This is a genomic window from Mongoliitalea daihaiensis (genome assembly GCF_021596945.1).
Lineage (GTDB): Bacteria > Bacteroidota > Bacteroidia > Cytophagales > Cyclobacteriaceae > Mongoliitalea > Mongoliitalea daihaiensis.
In genome coordinates, this window is the sequence record NZ_CP063779.1 from 3681724 (window position 1) to 3706396 (window position 24673).

23 protein-coding genes are annotated in these 24673 nt (G+C 38.2%); 9 read left to right on the plus strand and 14 right to left on the minus strand.

Annotation, left to right across the window (positions count from 1 at the left end):
• Positions 1–248: 248 nt before the first annotated feature.
• Positions 249–1226 (minus strand): zinc-dependent alcohol dehydrogenase family protein, encoded by a 978-nt coding sequence (locus IPZ59_RS15745; RefSeq protein ID WP_236137002.1) that lies wholly within the window; start codon positions 1224–1226, stop codon positions 249–251.
• 201 nt (positions 1227–1427) lie between these two features.
• On the opposite strand from IPZ59_RS15745, the gene IPZ59_RS15750 reads away from it, so the two are divergent.
• The 4 genes from IPZ59_RS15750 to IPZ59_RS15765 are packed head-to-tail and all read left to right on the plus strand — an operon-like array spanning position 1428 to position 5310.
• Entirely contained in the window at positions 1428–2195 is a 768-nt protein-coding gene (locus tag IPZ59_RS15750; RefSeq protein WP_236137003.1) for an SDR family NAD(P)-dependent oxidoreductase, read from the plus strand.
• 4 nt (positions 2196–2199) lie between these two features.
• Complete coding sequence (locus tag IPZ59_RS15755; protein WP_236137004.1) at positions 2200–3411, plus strand: acyl-CoA dehydrogenase family protein; 1212 nt, start codon at positions 2200–2202, stop codon at positions 3409–3411.
• Complete coding sequence (locus IPZ59_RS15760; RefSeq protein WP_236137005.1) at positions 3404–4435, plus strand: phosphotransferase family protein; 1032 nt, start codon at positions 3404–3406, stop codon at positions 4433–4435. Before IPZ59_RS15755 ends, IPZ59_RS15760 begins: the two co-directional genes overlap by 8 nt.
• Positions 4432–5310, plus strand: a complete 879-nt coding sequence (locus tag IPZ59_RS15765) for a 3-hydroxyacyl-CoA dehydrogenase (RefSeq protein WP_236137006.1) — start codon at positions 4432–4434, stop codon at positions 5308–5310. Before IPZ59_RS15760 ends, IPZ59_RS15765 begins: the two co-directional genes overlap by 4 nt.
• A gap of 3 nt (positions 5311–5313) precedes the next feature.
• On the opposite strand, the gene IPZ59_RS15770 is transcribed toward IPZ59_RS15765, so the two are convergent.
• From IPZ59_RS15770 to IPZ59_RS15815, 10 genes are all read right to left on the minus strand, one after another.
• Entirely contained in the window at positions 5314–6177 is an 864-nt protein-coding gene (locus tag IPZ59_RS15770; protein WP_236137007.1) for an N-acetylmuramoyl-L-alanine amidase-like domain-containing protein, read from the minus strand.
• 196 nt (positions 6178–6373) lie between these two features.
• Positions 6374–8383 carry an alpha-amylase family glycosyl hydrolase gene (locus IPZ59_RS15775; RefSeq protein WP_236137008.1) on the minus strand — a complete coding sequence of 670 codons (2010 nt, stop codon included), beginning with the start codon at positions 8381–8383 and terminating at the stop codon, positions 6374–6376.
• Between the two features lie 141 nt (positions 8384–8524).
• Positions 8525–8740, minus strand: a complete 216-nt coding sequence (locus IPZ59_RS15780; protein WP_236137009.1) for a hypothetical protein — start codon at positions 8738–8740, stop codon at positions 8525–8527.
• Positions 8741–8818: 78 nt separating this feature from the next.
• Positions 8819–9847, minus strand: coding sequence for a LacI family DNA-binding transcriptional regulator (locus IPZ59_RS15785; RefSeq protein WP_236137010.1), 1029 nt, complete (start codon positions 9845–9847; stop codon positions 8819–8821).
• A gap of 276 nt (positions 9848–10123) precedes the next feature.
• Entirely contained in the window at positions 10124–11761 is a 1638-nt protein-coding gene (locus tag IPZ59_RS15790) for an OmpA family protein (protein WP_236137011.1), read from the minus strand.
• Between the two features lie 2 nt (positions 11762–11763).
• Positions 11764–12735, minus strand: a complete 972-nt coding sequence (locus IPZ59_RS15795; protein ID WP_236137012.1) for a deoxyhypusine synthase family protein — start codon at positions 12733–12735, stop codon at positions 11764–11766.
• A 98-nt stretch (positions 12736–12833) separates the two neighbouring features.
• Positions 12834–13439 carry an OmpH family outer membrane protein gene (locus IPZ59_RS15800; RefSeq protein ID WP_236137013.1) on the minus strand — a complete coding sequence of 202 codons (606 nt, stop codon included), beginning with the start codon at positions 13437–13439 and terminating at the stop codon, positions 12834–12836.
• Positions 13440–13528: 89 nt separating this feature from the next.
• Positions 13529–13777 carry a hypothetical protein gene (locus IPZ59_RS15805; RefSeq protein WP_236137014.1) on the minus strand — a complete coding sequence of 83 codons (249 nt, stop codon included), beginning with the start codon at positions 13775–13777 and terminating at the stop codon, positions 13529–13531.
• Between the two features lies 1 nt (position 13778).
• Positions 13779–14681 (minus strand): histone deacetylase family protein, encoded by a 903-nt coding sequence (locus IPZ59_RS15810; RefSeq protein WP_236137015.1) that lies wholly within the window; start codon positions 14679–14681, stop codon positions 13779–13781.
• A 58-nt stretch (positions 14682–14739) separates the two neighbouring features.
• A complete protein-coding gene (locus IPZ59_RS15815; protein WP_236137016.1) occupies positions 14740–15309 on the minus strand; it encodes a hypothetical protein in 570 nt (189 codons plus the stop codon).
• Positions 15310–15433: 124 nt separating this feature from the next.
• On the opposite strand from IPZ59_RS15815, the gene IPZ59_RS15820 reads away from it, so the two are divergent.
• Complete coding sequence (locus tag IPZ59_RS15820; protein WP_236137017.1) at positions 15434–15859, plus strand: AlbA family DNA-binding domain-containing protein; 426 nt, start codon at positions 15434–15436, stop codon at positions 15857–15859.
• On the opposite strand, the gene IPZ59_RS15825 is transcribed toward IPZ59_RS15820, so the two are convergent.
• Entirely contained in the window at positions 15860–16225 is a 366-nt protein-coding gene (locus tag IPZ59_RS15825; protein ID WP_236137018.1) for a phage holin family protein, read from the minus strand.
• A gap of 146 nt (positions 16226–16371) precedes the next feature.
• On the opposite strand from IPZ59_RS15825, the gene IPZ59_RS15830 reads away from it, so the two are divergent.
• The 3 genes from IPZ59_RS15830 (at position 16372) to IPZ59_RS15840 (ending at position 20314) form a co-directional block, all read left to right on the plus strand.
• A complete protein-coding gene (locus tag IPZ59_RS15830) occupies positions 16372–17121 on the plus strand; it encodes an acyl-CoA desaturase (RefSeq protein ID WP_236137019.1) in 750 nt (249 codons plus the stop codon).
• 187 nt (positions 17122–17308) lie between these two features.
• Positions 17309–17671 (plus strand): BlaI/MecI/CopY family transcriptional regulator, encoded by a 363-nt coding sequence (locus IPZ59_RS15835; protein ID WP_236137020.1) that lies wholly within the window; start codon positions 17309–17311, stop codon positions 17669–17671.
• Positions 17672–17674: 3 nt separating this feature from the next.
• A complete protein-coding gene (locus IPZ59_RS15840) occupies positions 17675–20314 on the plus strand; it encodes a TonB family protein (protein ID WP_236137021.1) in 2640 nt (879 codons plus the stop codon).
• A 185-nt stretch (positions 20315–20499) separates the two neighbouring features.
• Here the strand turns inward: IPZ59_RS15840 and IPZ59_RS15845 are convergent, their stop codons facing one another.
• Both IPZ59_RS15845 and IPZ59_RS15850 read right to left on the minus strand, forming a co-directional pair.
• Positions 20500–21567, minus strand: coding sequence for an agmatinase family protein (locus IPZ59_RS15845; RefSeq protein WP_236137022.1), 1068 nt, complete (start codon positions 21565–21567; stop codon positions 20500–20502).
• Positions 21568–21616: 49 nt separating this feature from the next.
• Complete coding sequence (locus IPZ59_RS15850) at positions 21617–22087, minus strand: SixA phosphatase family protein (RefSeq protein WP_236137023.1); 471 nt, start codon at positions 22085–22087, stop codon at positions 21617–21619.
• Between the two features lie 149 nt (positions 22088–22236).
• On the opposite strand from IPZ59_RS15850, the gene topA reads away from it, so the two are divergent.
• Entirely contained in the window at positions 22237–24555 is a 2319-nt protein-coding gene (gene topA / locus IPZ59_RS15855; RefSeq protein WP_236137024.1) for a type I DNA topoisomerase, read from the plus strand.
• Positions 24556–24673: the final 118 nt, after the last annotated feature.

Consider the following 24673-nt stretch of genomic DNA (forward strand, 5'->3'; position numbering starts at 1 on the left):
GTGTCATGTAATTTCAGGACAAGACATTAAGTGATTTACATGCTACTGATGAGAAAAAAGAAACAAATGACCTGCAAATTTTCAGAAATTGAGAATGTTCATTCTTAAAATAGTGTCTGAAAATCAGCTATCATCAATAGATAAAGTAACCCTTCAAAAAGTTTAACCCTGCCTTAAATAAAAAAGCAGGATTAAACTTACCAACTTACTAATCACTTAATCAACTATTTAACTATGCGCTTAATCATCTATTCAGCTGGACTAGATAAGATGATCTTTCCATTCCTTCCTCCAGTTTCATAGGCCTGAATGGCATCTGCAAATTGCTCTAGGGGGTAAACCGCATCCACATCTACTTTCATTTGCTGGGATAAGAGCATTCCAAAAACGGTTTTGAAGGCTGTATTTCTTTCTTCATGAGTCAAACTCTCCATCCATGTAGTCAACCAGAATCCTTCGACTTTTAAATCTTTGAAAATCAATAAGCCTGAGTTTAAAGGAATGTTTTCCAAACTCAGCAAGCCAAAAACCATCATACGGCCACCTGGCTTCATACTAGCCATTGCCCGAGCACCTAAAGTTCCCCCTACAGCATCGAACACCACCGAAACACCTGTTTCAGTTTTTTCCATAATCACTTTTTGGAGTTTTTCTTTTTCTGTATTGATGACCAAATCAGCTCCCATCTCTTCCAAAAGTACTTTTTGTTCGTCTCTTCTAACCGTACAGGCTATCTTAATACCCTTCTTTTTCCCCAACTGAATAACCAACTTTCCAAAAGCTGAAGCCCCTGCAGTTACCAGCAACCACTCTCCAGCCTTCAAACCAGATTTTTCTAGCATGCCATAAGCAGTTAAGGGGTTAACGAATGCTTGACAAGCCACTTCATCCGTAATTCCAGCGGGGGTAGGGATAACCATTGCAGCTGGAACGCATACAAACTCCTTCCAAGTACCGATGGCCGTAAAGATTACTCGCGTACCAGTAGGAATCTTATTTTCTGCATCCGCAGTTTCGACTATACCCGCAGCTTCAAAACCCGCAGAACTAGGTAGTTTGGGAGTAATCCCATACATTCCTCTTACAAACATGATGTCTGAAGGATTGATATTGCGTGCTGTGACACGGATACGTACTTCATGAGGCTTGGGAGTAGGCATGTCCGCTTCTTCCATTTTCAATACATCCAGGGGCATGCCTGTTTCATTAAATACTACTTGTTTCATTTGTAAATTGGCTTATACGTGCAAAAACCTCTGAATGGTAGTTCAAGAAGCATTGTACACTTCGATTGAGTTTATTGGATAAATTTTGAATGTTGAAGTTAAAAAAAATACTCGGTATGCAGAATATTTTTTAAGGAAGGTTTACAAAAAAGCTAGTTTTTCCTATCTTAGGGCATACATATATTATAAACCCAAATATCTATGGATCTATCTTCTCTTTTTTCCTTGGCAGGAAAAGTAGCGCTTATTACAGGTGCAAGCAAGGGCATTGGTTTTGCGATAGCAGAAATGTTTGCAGCCGCAGGTGCCAAAGTAGTCATTAGCAGCCGTAAACAGGAGGCTTTGGATGAAATGACACAACTTCTCAAAAACAAAGGGTATGAAGCGACTGGGATTGCTTGTAATGTGGGCAATATGGAAGAATTGGAAAATTTAGTCCAAAAAACCATTGCTGCCTATGGTGAAATCGATGTATTGGTAAATAATGCTGCATCTAACCCCGTTTTCGGACCTGTTCATGAAACATCCTTGGAAGCATTTGATAAAATCATGGATGTAAATGTGAAAGCTCCTTTCCATTTGATGAATCTCTGTTTCCCATACCTTCGGCAGTCCTCCCATCCATCCGTCATTAACATCAGTTCCATAGGCGGACTATCTCCAGAAACTGGCTTGGGGATTTATTCGGTAAGTAAGGCTGCTTTGATTTCCTTATCTAAAGTATATGCCAAAGAATGGGGCGCTGCCAATATCCGTGTCAATACTATTTGTCCAGGCTTGATCCAGACCAAGTTTTCCGAAGCACTTTGGAGCAATGACAAAATTATGGCTCATATGATGAAGTCTTTACCGATCAAGCGTGTAGGAACCAGCGAGGAGATAGCTGCCATGAGTCTCTTTTTAGCATCTCCTGCCTCTGCATACTCAACAGGAAGTGTATTTACTGCGGATGGAGGTTTTACAATTTAAAAAAATGGATATCAAATATTTAAGTAATTCAGAACGGATACATGCATTGGTCCCCAGATATGAGGATTTTGTAAGAGAACATTTATACCCGCTAGAACAGGCCGCCGTCTATGGTTCATTTAAAGAGGCTCTTCCAACGCTGAAACATCTTCGCGCTTTAGCCAAAGAGCAAGGCCTCTTTGCTCCTCATTTAAGCGTTGAAGAAGGAGGCTTAGGTTTGTCTTTGGTCGAATTTGCATTTATATCAGAAGTATTAGGAATGTCTCCTTTAGGTCATTATGTATTCAATTGCCAAGCGCCAGACATCGGAAACATGGAATTGATGCATCAATTTGCATCTGCTGAGTTGAAAGAAAAATACCTCAAACCGTTACAAGAAGGCTCCATACGCAGTTGTTTTGCGATGACCGAACCTCAAAATCCAGGGAGTAATCCAGTACATTTATCCACAACAGCTATTAAGGATGGAGACTCCTATGTCATCAATGGTCATAAATGGTTTACTACTGCAGCCGATGGTGCGACATTTACCATCGTGATGGCATTGACTGATCCAGAAAACCCCAATCCTTATTTGCGGGCAAGCATGATTTTGGTACCATTGGATAATCCCGGCTATCAATTGCTGAGGAATATTCCCATCATGGGTGATGTAGGTGAAGATTATATGTCTCACGGAGAAGTCAAATTCACCAATTGCAGGGTTCCCGCCAGTAACCTCATTGGAAAAGAAGGAGCTGGTTTCGCATTGGCTCAAGAACGGCTAGGCCCCGGGAGAATCCACCATTGTATGCGCTGGATCGGCATTTGTGAGCGGGCAATAGATTTAATGTGTAGACGTGCGTTGGCTAGAAATCTAGATCCTGGAAGAAACCTCGCTTCGCAGCAAACCATTCAAAACTGGATTGCAGAAGCTGTTGCATCAGTCAAAGCTGCCCGATTGATGGTTTTACAGACAGCTGAAAAAATCGAACAAGAAGGAGCTAAAGCTGCCAAAATTGATATTTCTACGATTAAATTTTATGTATCGGACATTTTAATGAAAACCTTGGACCATGCCATTCAAGTTCATGGTGCACTTGGGGTCACTGATGATACCATTCTCTCTTTCTGGTACAGACATGAGCGTGGCGCCCGCATTTATGATGGGCCAGATGAAGTTCATAAGTCTGTTTTGGCACGTCAAATACTCAAAAAGTATACAAACCATGAATAAGCTACCGCTTGGAGTAGAGGGAATAGAGACATATTTGAAGGAAAATTTTCAAATTTCCAGTTCAGATTTATCAATCACTCAATTTAAAGGAGGATACTCTAATTTGACTTACCGGATTCAAAGTCCTGCAATTAATTTGGTGTTGAGAAGGCCTCCCTTAGGTTTAAAGATCGCCAAAGCACACGATATGCTTAGGGAATACAGCATCCTTCAAGCCCTTGCGAAGGCTGGATATAACAAAATCCCTAGACCCATAGCAGCATGTGAAGATGATTCCATCATAGGTGCCCCTTTTTTTATAATGGAAGAAGTTACAGGTCCTATTTTGCGCAACCGAATCCCCACAGAAACGACTGAAAGCACCACCTTTTTTGCCCAACTATCGAAACATTCCATAGACTGCTTGGTACAATTGCATCAATTAGAACTTCATAAGTCAGGGTTGATTCATTTGGGAAAGCCGGATGGTTATGTAGCCCGACAAGTACACGGCTGGGTGGAGCGTTATTTTTCATCAGAAACAAATGAACTACCAGCAATGAATGCTGTGGCTGATTGGCTGAACAACAATATCCCAAAAGAGGAGGAAGTTGCCTTTATACACAATGACTTTAAGTATGATAACCTGATTCTTTCCTCTTTTGATAGTCCCGAGATCAAGGCTGTCTTGGATTGGGAAATGGCTACAGTAGGAGATCCCTTGATGGATTTGGGCACAAGCTTAGCATATTGGGCCGAAGATGACGATGAAGATATTCTCAAGTTATTCAATATCAGCCATGCGGCCGGAAATATGAGCCGGCAAGAAGTAGTTGCCTATTATTTTGAAAAAAAGAATCAAAATCCTGTGGATATGGTCTTTTACTATGCCTTTGGCTTGTTTAAAGTAGGCGTAATCGCTCAACAAATATATAAACGTTATACTCTTGGATTTGCTCAAGATGAACGTTTTGCAGGTTTGATCCATGTGGTCAAAGCTGCCGGGAATAAAGCATTGAACAGTATTCAAAATCACACCATATGACAATCAAAAACGTATGTATTTTAGGAGCTGGCACTTTGGGCACTCGAGTGGCCTTGCAATCAGCACTTTCAGGGTATAAAGTCCGGGTCTATGATATCAATCCATCTGCTTTGGAAAAGTCCAAAGAATGGATGCAAAAAATAGTCCATCAACTAGCAAAAACAGCCAATTTAGAAGCGGATGCAGGATTGAACGCCATTCAAGAAATTATTTTCACGGATATGCCTGCAAATGCAGTACAAGATGCAGACATCATCAATGAAAGTGTATTAGAAGATTATGCGGTGAAAAAAGAAGTCTGGACATTGTTTGGAAAGATTGCTCCAGAAAAAACCATCTTCACTAGCAATACATCTTACATGCTTCCGTCCATGTTTGCAGAAATCAGCGGTAGACCGGAGAAATTTTGTGCCCTCCATTTTCATGATGTATTTTACTCTAAAGTAGTGGATATCATGCCACATCCTACAACTGATCCAGATTTAATTCCTCTACTTATGGATTTTGGAAGGAGCTTGGAGCAAGTACCTGTTTTCGTAAAGAAAGAAAACCCTGGCTATATTTTCAATAGCATGTTAATGGCATTTATTGGTGCAGCTGGTAAATTGATTACCCAAGATATCGGAAGCATAGAGGACATTGATCGGTCTTGGATGGTAAATTTCCACATGCCGATGGGTCCTTTTGGAATTTTGGATAGCATTGGATTGGATACTGCTTGGCATGTGACAAGTAATCAAAGGGATGGTGCATCCCAAAAATTTGCATCATTTCTTAAAACTTACATAGACGCAGGGAAATTAGGTGAGAAAACTGGAGAAGGTTTTTATACCTACCCTAATCCCTCCTACCGATCCAAAAAATTCACACAGTAATAATCAAGGCCTAAGTCTACCCACCATGATACCTGATTGGGATTTGGTGGCTTGGAGATATTCGTGAAGTGGTTTTTCGGATATCTCCACTTTTTTAGAGCTTGAGCTTGCATGGAGTAAGTGTATTCTTCCATTTTTTTGAACTGCAAACCCCACATGTACCATATCTAAATTGGCCATGCTGGCGGTGATTGCAATTAAATCTCCATTTTTAATCTTATGTTCTATACTTTGTACCTGATCTTTGGGAATATAATAATACGTCTGTTCAGCAATCCCTTTCTCGATCATCTTCATGGCATTGAGATTGAATTCATTTGCCAATTGTGGGTAAAACTGAGGGTTTTCGCTCATGAATGTGGGTTTATTTGGGTACTTGACCCCTCCTATATCTTGCGTAATATCCCTAAGCACACCTTTAGCAACTGCATCACTCATCCAATCTGAAAAATAATGAAGTCTGGAAGGGTAACCGTTTCTAACACCTGCACGGTAGCGAACAAACGTAAGTGCATTTTCAAAAGGTCCTATTCCATATTTTAACAAATCCCTACTTCTGTTGAGAGCTATCACAGATTCAACAAATGTAGTGCAATCAAACCCCAAAATATTGATTATCAACGATTCATCATCTGTTATCTCTAGGGTTTTTTCTACATAAGGAGTATTCAGAAAAAATTCACCTATAGCAGTAATCCGATCAGATAATTCTTCAGGAAGCTGATCCATTTTTTGAGAAATTCTTTCAACAGCTAATTTATTTTCAGGTGTACAAATCGTTTGGGCGTGGAGAGACCCCAAAAAAGGCAAAAAGCCTACACACCAAACCTGAAAGAATCTTTTGACCAAATATTTCATTAAATGCATGCAAAATTACCATTTATAAAAAGCATATACAGTTCACCAAATTTATGACAACTTTTCTTTTTATTCGTCGTTAGTGAAAGCAAATGCAATGACGGGGGATTAACCTACTGCTCATACGGAGAGTAAGGCTTTTCTCTTTAGTTTAGTTGATGATTGTCATTGTTTGAGCGAACCCCTTTTGAGGGGTTCGCTTCTTTTATAGCTTTTGAAAAACTAAAGATGTTCGGTTTGGTAGGTAAATGTGGATTTTTTGATCGATATCCGTCGTATAATGTTGTTCTTCTTTGATCCTTCCAAATCCTCCAAATGCTTCATCATCTGAATTTAAAATCAAGTGATAGGTCCCTTTTGAAGGAACAGGAAGTTCAAAACCGAAAATTGACTCTGAGATATTCCAAGAATGAATAAACACTAAACCTGCCCGCTCGTAACCAATTATTTTTTTATCAGCATCTAAATATAACTGTGTAGCAGGAGCTGCAGCACAAACTTCATAATCTGATATCAGATCGATCATAGCTTCATCCCACTTACCTAAATCCCGATAGCGTAAATGCTCTGTATCCACTAAAGACCATTGCCTTCGGGCATATTGGTAACTCCAATTATTTCCTTCTCTTGGGAAGTCTACCCATTCAGGGTGTCCAAATTCATTCCCAATGAAATTCAAATATCCTTCCCCTCCCAAGGAAATTGTGATCAGACGAATCATTTTATGTAAAGCGATCCCTCGATCTACCACTAAACTCTGCTGAAGCTTAGACATTGAAAAATACATTTCTTTATCCATTAACCAAAAAGCAATGGATTTATCTCCGACCAACGCCTGATCATGGGATTCTGCATAAGCGATAGTCTTTTCACCTTTGGGACGGTTGGTCAATTCATGCCACATCTCAAACATATCCCAGTGTTCGTCAGGCTTATGTTTGAGCGTTTTAATCCAAAAATCAGGAATCCCCATCCCTAAACGGAAATCAAAACCTATCCCCCCATCTTCTTGAGGTCTACAAAGTCCAGGCATTCCTGATACTTCCTCTGCAATCGATAAGGCCTGTGATGAAAAGTCATGAATCAAGCGATTAGCTAACTGCAAATACACTACAGCATCTTCATCTACTCCATCTCCAAAATAAGCAGACGGATCTCCAAAGCTCACATGTCCATGATGTTGGTATATCATGGAGGTGACGCCGTCCCAACGAAACCCGTCAAAATGAAATTCTTCTAGCCAGTAACGAATATTGGAAAGCAAAAATTGAAGAACATTTGGTTTTCCATAGTTAAAGAGTTTTGAATCCCAACCTTCGTGGTAACCTCTACTACCAGGATGAAAATATTGATCAAAAGAACCATCAAACTCATTTAAGCCTTCCAAAACATTTTTAACTGCGTGAGAGTGCACCAAATCCATAATAACAGATATACCCATCTCATGGCAGGTATTGACCAAGTATTTTAACTCTTCTGGTGTACCAAATCTTGAAGTAGGTGAGAAAAAGTTGGACACATGGTACCCAAAAGAACCATAGTACGGATGTTCCATAATGGCCATCATCTGAATGGTATTATATCCCGACGCTTTAATTCTTGGTAAAATATGCTCGGCAAACTCCAAAAAGGTACCTACACCTTCTTTCTCTTGAGCCATTCCGATGTGGCATTCATAGATAATTGGCTGCTTGACGTTATTTTTTGAGTCAAAACTGTGATCCTTCCAGGAAAAAGCTTTCTCAGGAAACCACAATTGCCCTGCAAAATCATGCGTACGCTCATCTTGAATGACTCTACGAATATAGGCTGGAATTCGGTCGAGTTCGTGCCGATCAGATACTACATGAACTTTCACTTTTCCTTGGTGCACAAAAGACTCCTGATACTGTCCATGAGGAAGAAAAATTTCCCAATCTCCTCTATGGTTCCTTTTCATAGGGTGAGAATACCGGTTCCATCCGTTAAAATCTCCCATAAAGAATAACTGTTTGGCTTCAGGTGCCCACTCTCGGTAAGTCCACCCATTTCGAATAGTATCAAAATGTATCCCATAATATTCATGGATTCTGGCAAACTCCAGAATGCTGCCATAATGGCTTTGTATCTGGCTTAAACTATTTTGGTAGCGAATATTCCGAGCTCCCAGCTCTTTTTCAAAAGGCTGAAGCCATTTTTCCTCTTGAATAATCTTCAATGTCTGTTTCTTATTCACAAAAAGTAACGATTAGTACATAGCCAAGTTAAAAAAAACGACGATACAAACCCACAGAACCCTCAGAATTTAGGATGGATTTTAAATAAATTTCTATTCTACCTTAAGAAAAGGCTGAAATACAGAGAGGAAGTAACTGCTTTATTGAATAATGAAATACATCATGGTAGATGCGATCGTATATCCTATCAATAAAGAAAAGAAAATAGGTCCAGAAAGAGATACTTTTTGATAACCTGGACTTTTGTGATGGGAATAGTAATGACTCAGCTTTTTAGAATATCTCTCAGGAAAAAAAGACAAAATTACTGCCGCATATATTACGGTTAAGAATATCAACGTGAATGCTGTTTCCATATCTCCTTTATGACATCACAAAGATAGGCAACTACACAGATTTTTAGATACAAATGTTAAGAAATCTTTACCAAATTTTTAAGTGGATTTAACAGAAGATTCTCTGATAACTAAAGCTGTTTTTAATTCTATCTTCTCCGGAATTTCATACTCTTTATTATCCAACTTTTGAATTAACATTCGGATAGCCTCTACCCCCATTTTGTAGCCGTGTTGATCAACTGAGGTCAGACTAGGTGTTACGATTTCAGCTAGCTTCCAATTACTAAAGCCAACAATCGCAACCTGATCTGGAATTCGGATTGCTCGCTTTTTAAGGGTTTTAAAAACTCCCAAAGCTACCAAATCAGTGATACAAAATACCGCATCCGGAGGATTGGGTAGTGCAAGTAATCGATCCATAAAAATTTCTCCTTCCTCCTCAGAAATCGATTCACAATGGATGATGTACTCTTCTAAAACAGGAAGCTGATGATCATTTAGTGCTTGCTTGTAACCCTTTAGACGCTCACAAGCGTTCAGCACATCTTTTCTTCCTGCTATATGGGCAATGCGGGAATAACCATTTTCAATCAAGTGCTTGGTGGCTTGATACCCCCCTTCAAAATCATCTACGATCACTTGAGGGATGGACAATTTCTCTAAAACTTTATCAAATTGAATGACAGGCTTGCCTTCATCAACGAACTCTAAAATATGATCTCCCTCAAAAGTCTCATTGGAAATAGAAATCAAAAGACCGTCCACACTGCTAGCCATCATCGTCCTACAAGCAATGATTTCATCTGTCAGATGATCATTTGATTGACTAACAAGTATATTGTAACCTGATTTTTTAGCCTCATCTATTGCTCCACTGATAACTGTAGAAAAAAAATGATGAACCAATTCTGGCACAATCAAGCCGATATTTTTGGTCCTGCTTTTGCGGAAATTTACTGCTATGATATTGGGTACATAATTATGTTTTGCTGCATAATCTTTTACCAGTTGAATAGTTTCTTCGGCAATGTCAGGATGAGCTTTTAATGCCCTAGATGCCGTAGAAATTGAAATACCCAATTCTTTTGCAATATCTTTCAGTGTCAATTTTCTCCGCTCACTCATACAAATGGATTATTTTCTAAGAACAGTACCAATATAAATGGAATCCATCAAAATCTTGGCACTTACAAGAAAAATTGTCGAAATCGGAAAAAAGGAAGCTGGAACTTTGGGTTGAGAGCGTTTGACTTAGAATTTCTGTTTTAATTGAAGGCATACCCGGTCAATATGCTGGAAGCAAGAAACCAAGTTTCAATGAAATGTGTAAATGAAAGTAGAGGTTCATAAAAGAACCTGAACCGTAGGTGATCGCCTATGATTTGCTTACCACCTACTCCCCTATTTCTCGATAAGCATCTCTACTCTCCTATTCAATTGCCTGCCTTCCTCAGTAGAATTATCAGCTCTAGGCCTGGTTCCACCCCATCCTGATATACGGACTCTTTCAAACTCAACTCCATGTAAGGTCAGATAGGCACGAATTTTTGATGCGCGTTTTAGAGACAACTCTTTATTCAGCATAGGATCTCCATAATTGTCGGTATGTCCTTCAAAACGGATTTTTATGGTTGGATTTTCATTCAAAAATTCCAATAAATTATCCAAAACTTGTATGGATCTACTGTCAGCAAAATCAGCGGTGCCTACATTGAATTGAATATTATTCAATACCAAAGAATTACCCGGTGCAGCTTTGCTCAAATAAAACGTATAATCATCCAATTCATTCCAACTTTCTGCTGCAACTTCTTTAGGGATATAAGAAGCTGACTGAATCAATATACTTTCCCACACGGAATTGCTAAGCATGGAGTCTATTTCTGAAACCTTTGCCAGTGTTACTTTTTCTCCTCTTTTACCAATCAACGTAAGCTGATAGGTTAATGGTGTAAGCTCATTTAAGTCTAGCACTTGAATGAATTTTCCCGTAGATTTTTCATTAAAATCATCAGTTTTTGGAAGATCTGCTCCCTCTTCCTGAACCACCCGATTGCTTACAGAATCTTTTTCAGAAACATCTATTGCTACGGCTACATTAGAATTAGATGTATTTTTTATTCTTCCCATATTTTCTGCAAAAATTTCATCTTCCATTTCCAAGGTAACCAACACAAAGTCACCGAAACCTTCAGAGTTTTGAGTAGTTGAAAAAATTGCTTTCTTTTCTTCTAGTTGGAGTGGTAGGTAGTATAAATCCGAACCTTGGGTAGATGCCAATTTTAAGGGTTTAGGGGTGGCCCACTCGGACCAAGTACTGTCCAATCGTTGTGTTACATAAATATCCTTTCCTCTTCCATTACCAGACTTATTGGAAGAAAAAAACATATATTCCTGATTATCGGAAAGGTAAGGTCCTTGTTCTTGTGCAAAGCTATTAATTTCCTCACCCAAATTTTGGGGATTTGACCAAACGCCTTCCCTGATCTGTCGAATGATATAAAGATCTTCGTTTCCATAACCGCCTTGTTGTTGGAAGGAAAGAAGCATCAAAGTATTGGTAGCATCTAGTCTACCACTGAAATAGGAACCTTCTGGTTTAAAATTTTCAATAGATAAGCGTCGAAGATAATTCCAAGAGCTGCCAAATTTTGTATATTGATGAATTCCTCTTCCGTAAGTACCTTCACTATGATAGACAAATACGGTCAAGATATCTGGAAACCCTATAATTACATCATTTCCTTCCGTACTCAGGTCATGTACTCGAACAGGGCTGGACCACTCCCCATTAGCAGCAGGCGAAGACATCCAGATATCCCCATAATCTTTGAATCCCCCTACATTTTCGGGATGGAAGCCTACCGAAAAATAAAGTGTGCCATCAGGTGCTAAGACTGGCTGTTTTTCATCGTAGGGCGAATTGAGCACTTTCAATGACTGGAATTCTTGTCCCATGACAAGTCCAGAAAATAGGAAAGCAAGAGGAAAAATACCTCTTGCTCTCTTGAATACGTAAGAAAAGATAATTTTTATCATTTTTATTGGTCCAGTACTATCGCAAACACAAGCGGAGCGACTATAGTAGCATCGGATTCAATGATATACTTAGGAGTTTCTAACCCAAGTTTACCCCAGGTAATTTTCTCGTTAGGCACAGCACCAGAATATGAGCCATAAGAGGTGGTAGAGTCAGAAATCTGACAGAAATACCCCCACAATGGAACATTATCTCTTTGAAGGTCCTGATGCAACATAGGTACCACACAAATTGGAAAATCTCCTGCAATACCACCACCAATCTGGAAAAATCCTATAGTGCTATCATCAGTAGCATTTTCGGTGTACCATTCTGCTAAGAACATCATGTATTCAATACCACTTCTCACCGTGTGAACATTCTTCACATCTCCTGCAATCACGTGACCTGCATACATGTTACCCAATGTGGAATCTTCCCATCCTGGAACAATGATTGGTAAATTTTTCTTTGCTGCTTCTAGCAACCAAGAATTTTTGGGATCTATCTGAAAGGATTCATCCATTTTACCAGAAAGAAGAATCTTGTAGAAAAACTCATGTGGAAAATATCGCTCACCTTTCTGATCGGCGGCCATCCATTCTTCCAAAATGACATTTTCGATTCTCCTCATCGCTTCCATTTCTGGAATACATGTATCGGTTACTCGATTTAAATGTCTATCTAACAAATCCTGTTCCTGTTCTGCAGAAAGCTCCCGATAATTTGGAATCCTTTCATAATAATTATGTGCAACTAGGTTAAATACATCTTCTTCCAAGTTAGCACCTGTACAAGAAATAATTTGAACTTTATCCTGACGGATCATTTCAGCCAATGAAATCCCCAACTCAGCTGTTGACATGGCACCTGCAAGAGTTACCATCATTTTACCACCATTATCCAAATGGGTTTTATATCCTTCGGCAGCATCTATCAAAGCAGCTGCATTAAAATGCCTGTAGTTGTGTTTCAGAAACTCCGTAATTTTCATGGGTTAGTTTTTTAATTTGATTGCAAAAGTACCAAATATTAGGTGACAAAAAAAGCCCCACCGGTAAAGTGGGGCTTTTATGAAAAGGTATAAAACTCTTATTTAGTAGGAGTTTTTGAACCAATATATTTTTTATTCAAACCTTCAAGTATTTCATCTGTAATATCTAAGGCCTTGTTGGAATACCAAATAGCCCCTCCTCTTGTGTAGGATAAAATCATTTCAAAACCATTTTCCTCTGCATAGCTAGTCAAATACTCTTGAATTTGATCATAAACATCACTGTATAACTTGGACTCGTCTGCAGATAATTCCTGCATTAAGTTATCACGGAAAGTCATTAAATTTCTTTCCTTCTTCATCAAGTCTTCTTGTTTTGCACGCGCTTGATTTTGAGTCATTGAACCAGCTGTTTGCTCAAAGTTGGCTACTTCTTGTTCAAAACCTCTTGCACGTGAACTTAAGTCAGTTTCAAATTTTCTACCCTTCTCAGTAATTTCTTCTGATTTTTCTTTGAAAAATTCATACTTGGCAATCAAACTGTCTGTCACTACATATGCCACTTTTATGTCTGTCATAGCAGTTTCAGAAGGCGTGCCTTCAGGGGAAGTTGAAGCTGTAGTATTCTCGGAACCTTGTTTACAACTTACGAGGGCAACTGCCATTAAGGTCAGCAAGCCAAATGCAGATACTAATTTTCTCACGATATTTTGATTAATTGTCAATAGGACGCAAATATAAACAAAGTAATTGTTTGTCAAAGTTTGAAAACTTTCAATCTTGTTAAATTCCGTTAACGTTTCTTTTTCTTGGCTGACTCTTTTTTTAAGTCTATCCTTGTTTTGAAAACAATTGCCTGACCAAATACTGATAAACCAGCCATGATGATAGCTAAGGCCAAGGTACCTAACCCAAACCACTCCCAAAAACCCTCATCAGAGATCTTCCAGCTTAAGGATTCTCCCATGAGGCTAAACCCAAATCCAAGCAGAAGAATCCCTCCAACCGCATAAATCATCCACTTTTTTTTCAACTTTTTCATATCAGAAATACATTTCCTGTGCTAATCGATAGGTATTGGCATGTGCCTCGATGATGTGACTAATTTTTTCCGAATACCCTCCTCCCATACAGCACATAATAGGTATTTTATTATTGTGGGCTACTTCTAAGACGATTCTATCTCGTTCTTTACACCCTTGCATGGTTAAACCCAATCTCCCCAATTTATCCGTGGCCAATACATCTACTCCAGATTGGAAAATTATAAAATCAGGTTCAAATTGATCCACCAATGGGTAAAAATTTTCTTTCAAAATCTTCAAGTAAGCCGCATCATCTATTTTATCGGGCAAGCCAATATCCAAATCAGACCGTTCTTTGTGCATGGGATAGTTGGCTGCTCCATGCATACTAAAGGTAAAAACAGCAGGATTGCTTGCGCATATTTCTGCTGTGCCATTGCCTTGATGCACGTCTAAATCAACTACTAGAATTTTCTTTGCGAGTTTTTGAGCTAATAAATAATTGGCGGCGATGGCAATATCATTCAACAAACAAAAACCTTCCCCCCGATCACTAAACGCATGATGAGTTCCACCAGCAATATTCATCGCAACTCCATATTGTTTGGCAAACAATGCTGCTTGCACTGATCCATTCATAATATGAATTTCACGTTCAACCAATTGTCTACTAAGAGGGAATCCTGTTTTTCGGATTTCAGATTTAGTTAACTCTAACTTAAAAAGTTTATGGACATAGGATTCTTGATGGGTTTGATAAATCCAATCCAACGCCATGGCTTCGGGCACGAAGAAGTTATCTTGCGTCACAGTCCCTTCATAGAGGAGCTGTTCTGGCAACAACATATATTTTTCCATTGGAAAGCGGTGGCCATCAGGCAATGGATGACAATATAAATCTGAATAGGCAATTTTAAGCATACATAAAAAAAGCTTGTTTGGTAACAAGCTGGAAATTTATTTGTTTGGGAAAATCTAATTAAGGTGTTTCTAAGTCTTCCTCTTCTTCTGTTTGAAAAGAATAAAGCGTATCGTCCAATTTAAGAGTATCTTCATTAAACTGCTTAATAAAATTACCTACTACGCTCTCATCAATAAACTCCACATTTAAAGCAGCATCTAAGCCTATACCAAAATCATGGTTAGTATCGATGTCTACAAACTCCTGAACCTTTACCGATTCTTCTTCTTCGATGTCCATGATGATTTCAGTGATAAACCAGCCTATTTCCTCCTCTTCACTACTTAGAGGTTTTAAATTTCCATTTTCATCCTCTTCATATTTGATAGATTTGAAGTTTGGAAACTTTTTGGCAGCCATATGTTCTGCCAATTCATACACCTCAGATGCATGATGCAGGCGAAGTGTGTACAAGGCAGCATCATAAATCACTTCCTTCCCTTCATGCATACCTAGAAAATAAAAGTTCACAAACTCATCTGTATTTTCATCTGAGTCTACTAGTTTAAACAATTTCTTGTTTTCTTTTAGTTCTTGCTTCAAAGAAGCAATTACTTTAGGATCAAAACCTTCATTTGATAATTTCATAACAATTACTACTGGTGATTTGTCAATATATGGGTTATATAAGAATAGGCAACTCAGATTATGCGGAATAAATTCCCTAGGACTGAATCAATACATTAATATATAGATAAACTTGAAATAAAAAATGCTTTTACCAAAAAAAAATTCTGAATTTGTAGAGTCACTTTTAAAAAGACCCGAAGGCTTAACGCTTGATTTTAAATTACATATCACTAATTCAGAGAAAATTGCTAAAACATTGGTGGCTTTTGCAAATACCAATGGAGGTATAATTTTAATCGGCGTTTCAGATAAGGGACAGATTATAGGCATAGATGGAGAAGAAGAAACCTATATGCTAGACAAGGCTTCTGAAGAATTTTGCTCCCCTCCAATACCCCTGCTTTATGATTTATATGAAATGGAACAATGGGACGGAGATGTTGAAATGGAAGAACGCTATGTACTCATTGTCAAAGTACCTAAAACAGGAATGAAGCATCTGCACAAAAACGCTGCAGGTAGAGAAACATATTACATTAGGCGAGGGGATCAAACCATCCCTCAATAATTAGTTTTTAGCTCCTAAAGAAACTCCTAATAAGGAATTTATAAGACTTAAAATCAATGCAAATGCCAATGCCCACCAAAACCCATCCACTCCAAAACCACCAACAATTTCGGATGCCAATAAGATTAAAATTGCATTTATAGCCAATAGAAACAATCCCAAAGTAACAATGGTGATGGGAATGGTTAATACGATTAGGATTGGCTTAACTGTCAAATTGAGCAATGCCAATAAAGCAGTCAGCACAATGGCTGTAACAAAACCATCTACATGAACACCTGGCAACAGGTATGCTGTAATGATCACAGAAACAGCACCCAAAACAAGTTGTGTTAGGATTCCAACTGCATCGGAGGACTTACTCATAGTTCACTTTTTTTTGAAATTGATAATTTGATACCCCAAATTAAGAATCTTGTCACATATTCATACTGTTTCACAAAAATTATTTATAAACATTAAGGCTAAACAGTATATTTGTATTGTATATATTCATTCAAAATTAATTAATAGTGATTTTAATTGCTTTCTTTCTTCTGCATTGGTATTTCTCGTTGTTTTGCCAGAGTTTCTTTCTCCATCGGTACGCTGCCCATCAAATGTTTTCTATGACAAAATTTTGGGAACGGTTCTTTTATGTATTTACTTGGATTTGTCAAGGGAGCTCCTACCTTTCTCCAAGAGCATATGCAGTATTGCACCGTATGCATCATGCCTACAGTGATACGCCCAAAGATCCTCATAGTCCACATCATACCGAAAACTTGTTTACTATGATGTGGAAAACAAAAAACATTTACAACGACTATTTTACGTTTAAACTAAAACCAGAGGAGCGGTTTTCAAAAGATGTTCCAGATTGGAACAAATTTGATTTATTCGCTGATTCTATGGTCGCTAGAGTTGGTTGGAGTGTAGTTTACATTTTAATATATGTGCTAAGTATTTCTGTGTTCGAATTGGCTGGTACACATATGTGGATGTATATACTCCTGCCGCTACATTTGATGATGGGGCCTATGCATGGCGCAATCGTGAATTGGAGTGGTCACAAATATGGATATTCAAATTTTGACAACAACGATCAATCAAAAAATAGCTTATTGTTGGATGTATTGATGTTAGGCGAATTATTTCAAAACAATCATCATAAATTACCAAACAGACCAAACTTTGCCGTAAAATGGTATGAATTTGACCCGACTTATCCTATGGTTAAGTTACTTCATGCTGTAGGAGTTATTCGACTAAAATCCGCTTAACCTCATAAAAACTCTTACCAACCTCCTTTGTGGAGGTTTTTTTTATTGCAAAATAACTAACGATTTATTTGCAAAACTAAATTAGAATTATTAATTTTATTCCTGCCAATAGAAAGATTTACAACCTACGCTTGCTTTTTTGAAACTAAATGGATAAGTTCGGACATTATTAAACTTAAACACCAATATGAGAGAGTTAACACGCGCTGAAGAGCAAATCATGCAAATCCTTTGGGATATCGAGAAAGGTTTCGTCAAAGATATCCTAGAAAAAATGTCAGAGCCTAAGCCTGCCTACAACACTGTTTCCACAATCGTTAGGATTTTGGAACGAAAAGGTTTTGTAAGTCACAAAGCTTATGGCAAATCACACGAATACTTCCCAATCGTTTCTAAAGACGAGTATAGAAGTTTCACGATCAAAAATTTATTAACCGGTTATTTTGGGGGGTCTTTTTCAAGACTTGCTTCTTTCTTTGCCAAAGACAAAAATTTGGATGTGAAAGATATGGAGAAAATCTTGAGTGAAGTCAAAGATGAAGTGAAGTAATTCATGGCTATCTTTCTAGACTATATTTGGCAAAGCACATTCTGTATGCTCTTCTTTTTTGGAGTGTATGTTGTGTTTCTCAGAAATGAAAAAAACTTTGCTTTTAATCGGTTTTATCTATTGTTAACACCCTTACTTGCACTAGTTTTTCCACTGATTCAAATTCCGGTTGAATTTGCAAAACCAGATATATCACTAGAACAAACTGCTTTCTTCAAGGCCCTTTCATTTACGGAGGGGCCTGAAGAAGTTGTTGCAACTTTTGGACTTCCAGAAGTTACAGTTAGTAGTACAAAATTACCAACCCTTTGGACTTGGTTGGATACCTTAAAAGTTGTCTACCTTATCGCAATATCTATTGGAGTACTCAGGATTTTTTGGAGTTACATTCAACTGAGATTATTAAAGGAAAGAGGTTGGTATCAAACCCGTTTTCATTTGAAGGACAATTATTTTTTCATACCAACATTTGGTTTAGCTCCAGTTTTCTCCTATTTCAACAAACTTTTTTGGGATGATTCACAAGAGTTATCTAAAGAAGAAGAGCAACAAATCATTAAACATGAATTGATACATATTCGACAGTATCATTCGTATGATATTATTTATTACCAAGTACTCAGTATTCTATTTTGGTTTAATCCCATTATTCATCTAATGAGATCATCCATAGTAGATGTACATGAATACCTTGCAGATGAAGGGGTATTAAAAGAAACTTCATCCAAAGAAACCTATCCTAAATTAGTTGTGAAAATGGCATTTAAGGGTGTAGATCTTCCTATTGGCAATTATTTTATCCGATCTACCACACTTAAACGAATTATCATGATGAAGAAATCAGGTAAAAAAAATTGGCTCAAAACCTTTATGGTGCTGCCATTGACAGGCATACTTTTGGGTTTAGTAGCCATGAAAACAAAGCCTACCATTCATTTTACAGGGGAAAGCTTATTTAACAAAACAGAGGACCTCAGTCAACAATTAACGTTGGCACAGGACTCTATCAGTTTTGGAGTAAAAGTGAAAAAGCTTAAAAATCCGATACATTACGAGTTTATAGGCCCTTTGCAGGGAGATAAGCTAGTAGCTCAATTGGGGGAATTGCAATACGAGTTTTCTGACATCCAATCAACAGAGGATTATATCAAAGTTAGAGGACTGATTCAAACCCTTCGAAATAATTCTCGCCTAACCAAAAGCTACCCTGGTGTTCGATCGCCTCTTCAGGTAGATGTAAAAGCTGAGCCACGCATTCCTTTTGTAGAGTGGCAGAAACAATTTCTCTCTGCGCTAGATATCCCTGAGCAAGAACAAACTTTAGGCCTTTTGGATAAGTTGACCCTTGAGTTGGTAGTAACAGAGACCGGGAAAGTTTCCGATGTAATTATTAAAAACAGTATAGGGGCTGGCTTAGATCAGCAGGCCATAGATTTATTGAAGGAAGAGCGCTTCCGTCAATGGAATGCAGCGCGCGTTCAGGACGAAGCAATCGCCTCATTGACGCAAATCACCTTTAATTTCTATCCAAGCATTCCTGGAGAAACACGAGCTTCCTTAGACTTCTTTAATCCTAATCCTGTTGGAAATAGCCAAATCATTGGGAAAGATATTGCTGTGGATCTTAATGATCCTACATCAGTTTTTGATGTGGTAGAAAATCCACCAAGCTTTCAGGGAGGTATGGAAGCATTTTATGAGTACATACAGGTAAATAAACGTTACTCTGAAGCTGCGCAGCGTATGGGTATAGAGGGAAATGTATATGTCGCATTTATAATTGATAGTGAAGGGAAAGTGAAAAATCCCGAACTCTTACGAGGTGTAATGAGTGAACTAGACAGGGAAGCAATTCGCTTAATTGAAAATTCACCTGATTGGATTCCCGGCACTCAAAGAGGACGAGCTGTCAATGTTCGAATGAGGTTACCTATCCGTTTTAAATTAGATCAAGCTAGCAACAAACAGCTAAACGGTTCGGTCGTATCACCCAATAAAGGATCTGCTGAGAAAAAGATAGCAGAATTAAGACCAAGTGATGCATTTAATGATTTTTTGACACGAAATCTAAAATACCCAACTGAATCACGGAAAAATGGAGTTTCAGGAATCGTCCATACAGAATTGACACTCGATAAAGATGGATTTATTAAATCAATTACTATCCGGGAAACACCCAATAAAGAGTTATACTCAGAAGTGATGTGGACCATGGGCCAAAATCGTGAGCGTTGGATTATCGATGGTGATCAAAATGAGTACAAGGTTCAAATGCCTATAGCCTTTAATTTGCCCGATCTTCAACAAACTGCCTCATCAGGACATCCTTTTGAGATAAAGGTTTTTGGCTATGGAGCAAAAGATCCCAAAGATGCTACTCCCGGAAATTTCAATTTGAATGGTTCGGTCGTAGGTACACTTAATTTGGATCAAGGGGTAAAATTTCAATCTACTCAAAGAGAACAGCCTGTTTATGTTATTGATGGCGTTGTCCAATCCCAAGATTATCTTAACAAAAAAATTGATCCCAATAAAATTAAAACTATAGAAATTGTAAAGGGAGAGCGGGCAGCCTCTATGGGAAATTTATATGGAAGTGCAGTTGCAAATGGGATTATATTTATTGAATTGAAAAAAGATTAATCACCCCTTGCTGCACTTTCCTTAAAGATGTAGAATTAAAATCCGTTGTCATTCTACATACCAATAGATTTAAAATTCTACGTTATTTTCAAGAAAATAACAATCATTCAAACAAAAAAGCCCCTGGACTCATCATCAAGGGGCTTTTTGTATATGGACACTTTATGTCTTTCTAATGCTTCCTTTTATTTCAAATTCAGTTTTCCTTGAGAAGCCCCATAGAGATTGGCCATTCTATACAAGACTCGAGCGCCTACATTGCCATCCCATTCATCTCCTTCAGGCCCGGGGGCTACTTCGACGATATCAAAACCAATAATTTTTCTTCCCGAGCGTACAACCTGCTTCATTAGATACAGGACTTGTTCCATTTCAAATCCCCCTGCCACAGGAGTTCCTGTATGTGGGCATAATTTAGGGTCCAAGCCATCAATATCGATCGTCACATATACATCTTGGGGTAGCTGCTCAATGATGTCATCACAGATGATTTTCCAAGCCTTACCTTCGTAGATATCTTCTTTGATATCCTTATCATAAAAGGTATGGATTCGGTTATTCTCTTTAGCCATGATAGCTTCTGCTTGGCAATAATCGCGAACTCCTACTTGAACTAAGCGGCTAATTTGAGGGAGTTTTAAGGCATTGTAACAAATAGAAGCATGAGAATATTCAAAATCCTCATATGCTTTCCTAAGATCTGCATGCGCATCAATCTGAAGGATACCAAAACTAGTATATTCCTCTGCCAAAGCCCTGATCATTCCCAGCGGAGTACTGTGATCACCACCTACCAATGCAACCAATTTACCTTGGGATCTGTAGTGCTTGACTTGTGCGTAAACCCACTCATTCATTTCTGCACATGCTTGGTCGATCAGTTGAGGAATTGCAACAAAGCGCTCTTTATCAGCTTCATTCATCCCACCTTCTAGCCATGAAATATAATTTCTGGCCATTATTCGGTAATTAGAAGATTTTGTTTCGATAGCTTCTGGAATTGGAAGCATATAAATTCCCATTTTCCAAGCATCGTGAATATCGTCTTGGAAAAGATCCACTTGAAAAGAAGCATCAAACATAGCTTCGGGACCTTGAGCCGTTCCAGAAGAATAGGACACGGTCACTTCCCAAGGAACTGGGATTAGAATTAAATCTGCGGTAGTTTCATCAAAAGGGAGACCAAAAATACCCTCTCTCGCCCCTACCCCATTGGGGTCAAAGGCTTCTATAACTTGGTGTTTCAATGACATAAATTAAATAAATTTGATTAGTTGGGTTTGATTCATTCGAATTTCGAATTTATCTTAAATTATCCGAAATAATAGCAATATCCTGAGCTAAAAAGTTCCATTCTCCGATCTCTAGGGATAAAACCACTAAATCTCCCGGATTCATGGATAAGAAAAACTCACCTGTAAGATAACTAACTAAAGCACTGACTCCAGGATTATGTCCTACCAACATCAGGTGATCTACAGCATTTTCAACTTTTCTTAGTTCTTGAAGTAAAGTCATCAAATCACATTCATACAATTCATCGAGAAAAGTTACTTTCGGAATTGCTAGTTCTTGTAAAATGTAAATACAAGTTTGCTTAGTCCTTTTAGCTGCACTGCATAGTACAAGTTCAACTGGAAGATTTTTATTTCGCATTTTTTCAGCTAAAAATTGAACCTGATTTTTTCCATACACAGTCAGTTCTCTATGATAATCTCCTTCATAATTACTCGGTTGACTTTCGCCATGCCTTAGTACGTACAAAAATTTCATATTAAAAATAATTTTGTGATTAGAACAAATATGCAAAATATCCCTTCAATTTCCGCTAGATTTTCAGCTAAATTTGGAATAGAGTAGAATGCCATCTATTTTTAACATTTTAAAATACCTTCAAGAGAGGTTTAATCGACAAATAGAATATGCCAAAAAATTTAGTAATCGTAGAGTCCCCAGCTAAAGCAAAGACCATAGAAGGATATTTAGGCAAAGATTTTAAGGTAGCATCGAGTTATGGTCATGTGAGAGACTTACCCAAAGGCGATAAGGCTATTGATATTCAAAATAAATTTAAGCCCACTTATGAAATCACGCCTGATAAAAGGGATGTTATCAAACAACTTAAAAGCTTAGTAAAAGACTCAGAGACAGTTTACCTTGCAAGTGATGACGACCGTGAAGGAGAGGCTATTTCTTGGCATTTAAAAGAGGTCTTAAATCTTAAAGACAGCAATACCAAACGAATAGTTTTTAGAGAAATCACCAAATCCGCCATCATTAAGGCTATCGAAAACCCTCGAGGTATTGATTATGATTTGGTAAATGCACAACAAGCTCGACGAATCTTAGATCGACTGGTTGGTTTTGAACTATCTCCCATCTTGTGGAGAAAAATTAAAACAGGTCTTTCAGCCGGTAGGGTACAATCTGTAGCAGTCAGATTAATTGTTGAACGAGAGCGAGAAATAGAAAAATTCAACTCAAAGTCTGCTTTCAAAATTACTGCACAATTTGATGTAAGTGGAAAAACCCTTCAAGCAGAACTACCTAAGAAATTTGAATCCAAGGAGGAGGCGGAGCAGTTTTTGAAAGACTGTCTAAATGCTGCTTTCACAATTGAAAATTTAGAAACCAAACCTGGTAAAAAATCCCCTGCTCCGCCATTTACAACATCTACTTTACAGCAGGAAGCAAGTAGGAAGCTTTATTTTTCTGTGGCGCAAACTATGTCAGTCGCACAAAAGCTATACGAATCAGGTAAAATCACTTATATGCGTACCGATAGTGTCAACTTATCGGACGATGCAAGAACAGCTGCTAAAAACGAAATTAACCGCGCATACGGTCCCGAATACCATCTAGAACGCAAATATGCTACCAAGTCAGAAGGTGCACAAGAGGCGCACGAAGCTATACGACCAACTGATTTTTCTATGCACGAAATTACTGGTGATAGAAATGAGCAACGTCTGTATGAATTAATTTGGAAGCGGGCAATAGCTTCCCAAATGTCTGAAGCACAGCTTGAAAAAACAATTGCTACGATTCAGATCGATACCCGTAATGAAAAATTAATTGCTAGCGGAGAGGTTATCAAATTTGATGGTTTCTTAAAAGTATATCTTGAAAGTACAGATGATGAGCCTGAAGATGAAGATAGTGAAGAAAAAGGATTGCTTCCTCCTCTTACTATTGGGCAAGTATTACCTCTGATTGAACTGAAAGGTAGGGAAACGTTCAGCAGGCCTGCGCCCCGCTACACCGAGGCATCATTGGTGAAGAAATTGGAAGAAATGGGGATTGGTCGTCCTTCTACTTTTGCACCAACCATCTCCACCATTCAAAAACGTGACTATGTGGTCAAAGAATCAAGAGAAGGTACCGAAAGAACTTACGTAGAAATGAAGGTGTCTGAGGGTTCTTTTATTGAAAATCAGAAAAAGGAAATTACCGGTGCTGATAAAAATAAATTGTTCCCTACTAACATTGCGATGGTAGTCAACGACTTCTTGGTTGAACATTTTCCCAATGTGATTGATTTCTCATTTACAGCAAAAGTGGAAAAAGAATTTGATGATATCGCTCATGGTGGTCAAAACTGGGAAGATATGATTCAAAACTTCTATGGCAAGTTCCATACGCGCGTAGAAGAGACTGCTAATGTGGCTAGAGCAGATATCAATAGCTCACGAGAACTAGGAAAAGATCCTAAAACAGGCAAACCTATTATTGCAAGGCTAGGTAAATTTGGTCCTTTGGTTCAGATTGGAGATCAGGAGGATGAAAACAAGCAATTTGCCAGTATGAAAAAAGGGCAATTCATTGAAAATATTTCTTTAGAAGATGCCTTAGAGCTGTTCAAATTACCAAGAGAAGTAGGCGAATTTGAAGGTAAACCCATGGTAGTTGCAGTTGGAAGATTTGGACCTTATGTGCGACATGACAGTAAATTTGTTTCACTGAAAAAAGAGCAGGACCCTTTGAGCATCACCGATGAAGAATGCATTGTTCTCATTCAAGAAAAAAGAGAGGCTGACGAAAAGAAACACATCAAAACTTTTGAAGAGAATCCAGAAATCCAAATACTCAACGGTCGTTGGGGACCTTATATCAAATTTGGAAAAAACAACTTTAAAATCCCGAAGGACAAAGAAGCTGAAAAACTAACCTATGCTGAAACGGTCGAAATCATAGAAGCTCCTCAAGATAAGAAAAAAGGGAGGTTTACAAAGAAGAAATAGCCGAAGAAAGGAAGAAGGTAGCGGGATGACAAGGTGGTAGGTGAAGATAGACATGAATAAAATTAGAGTATAAAAATCTAGTATTTAATTTTCATGACATACGTTCAGCTTATTATAA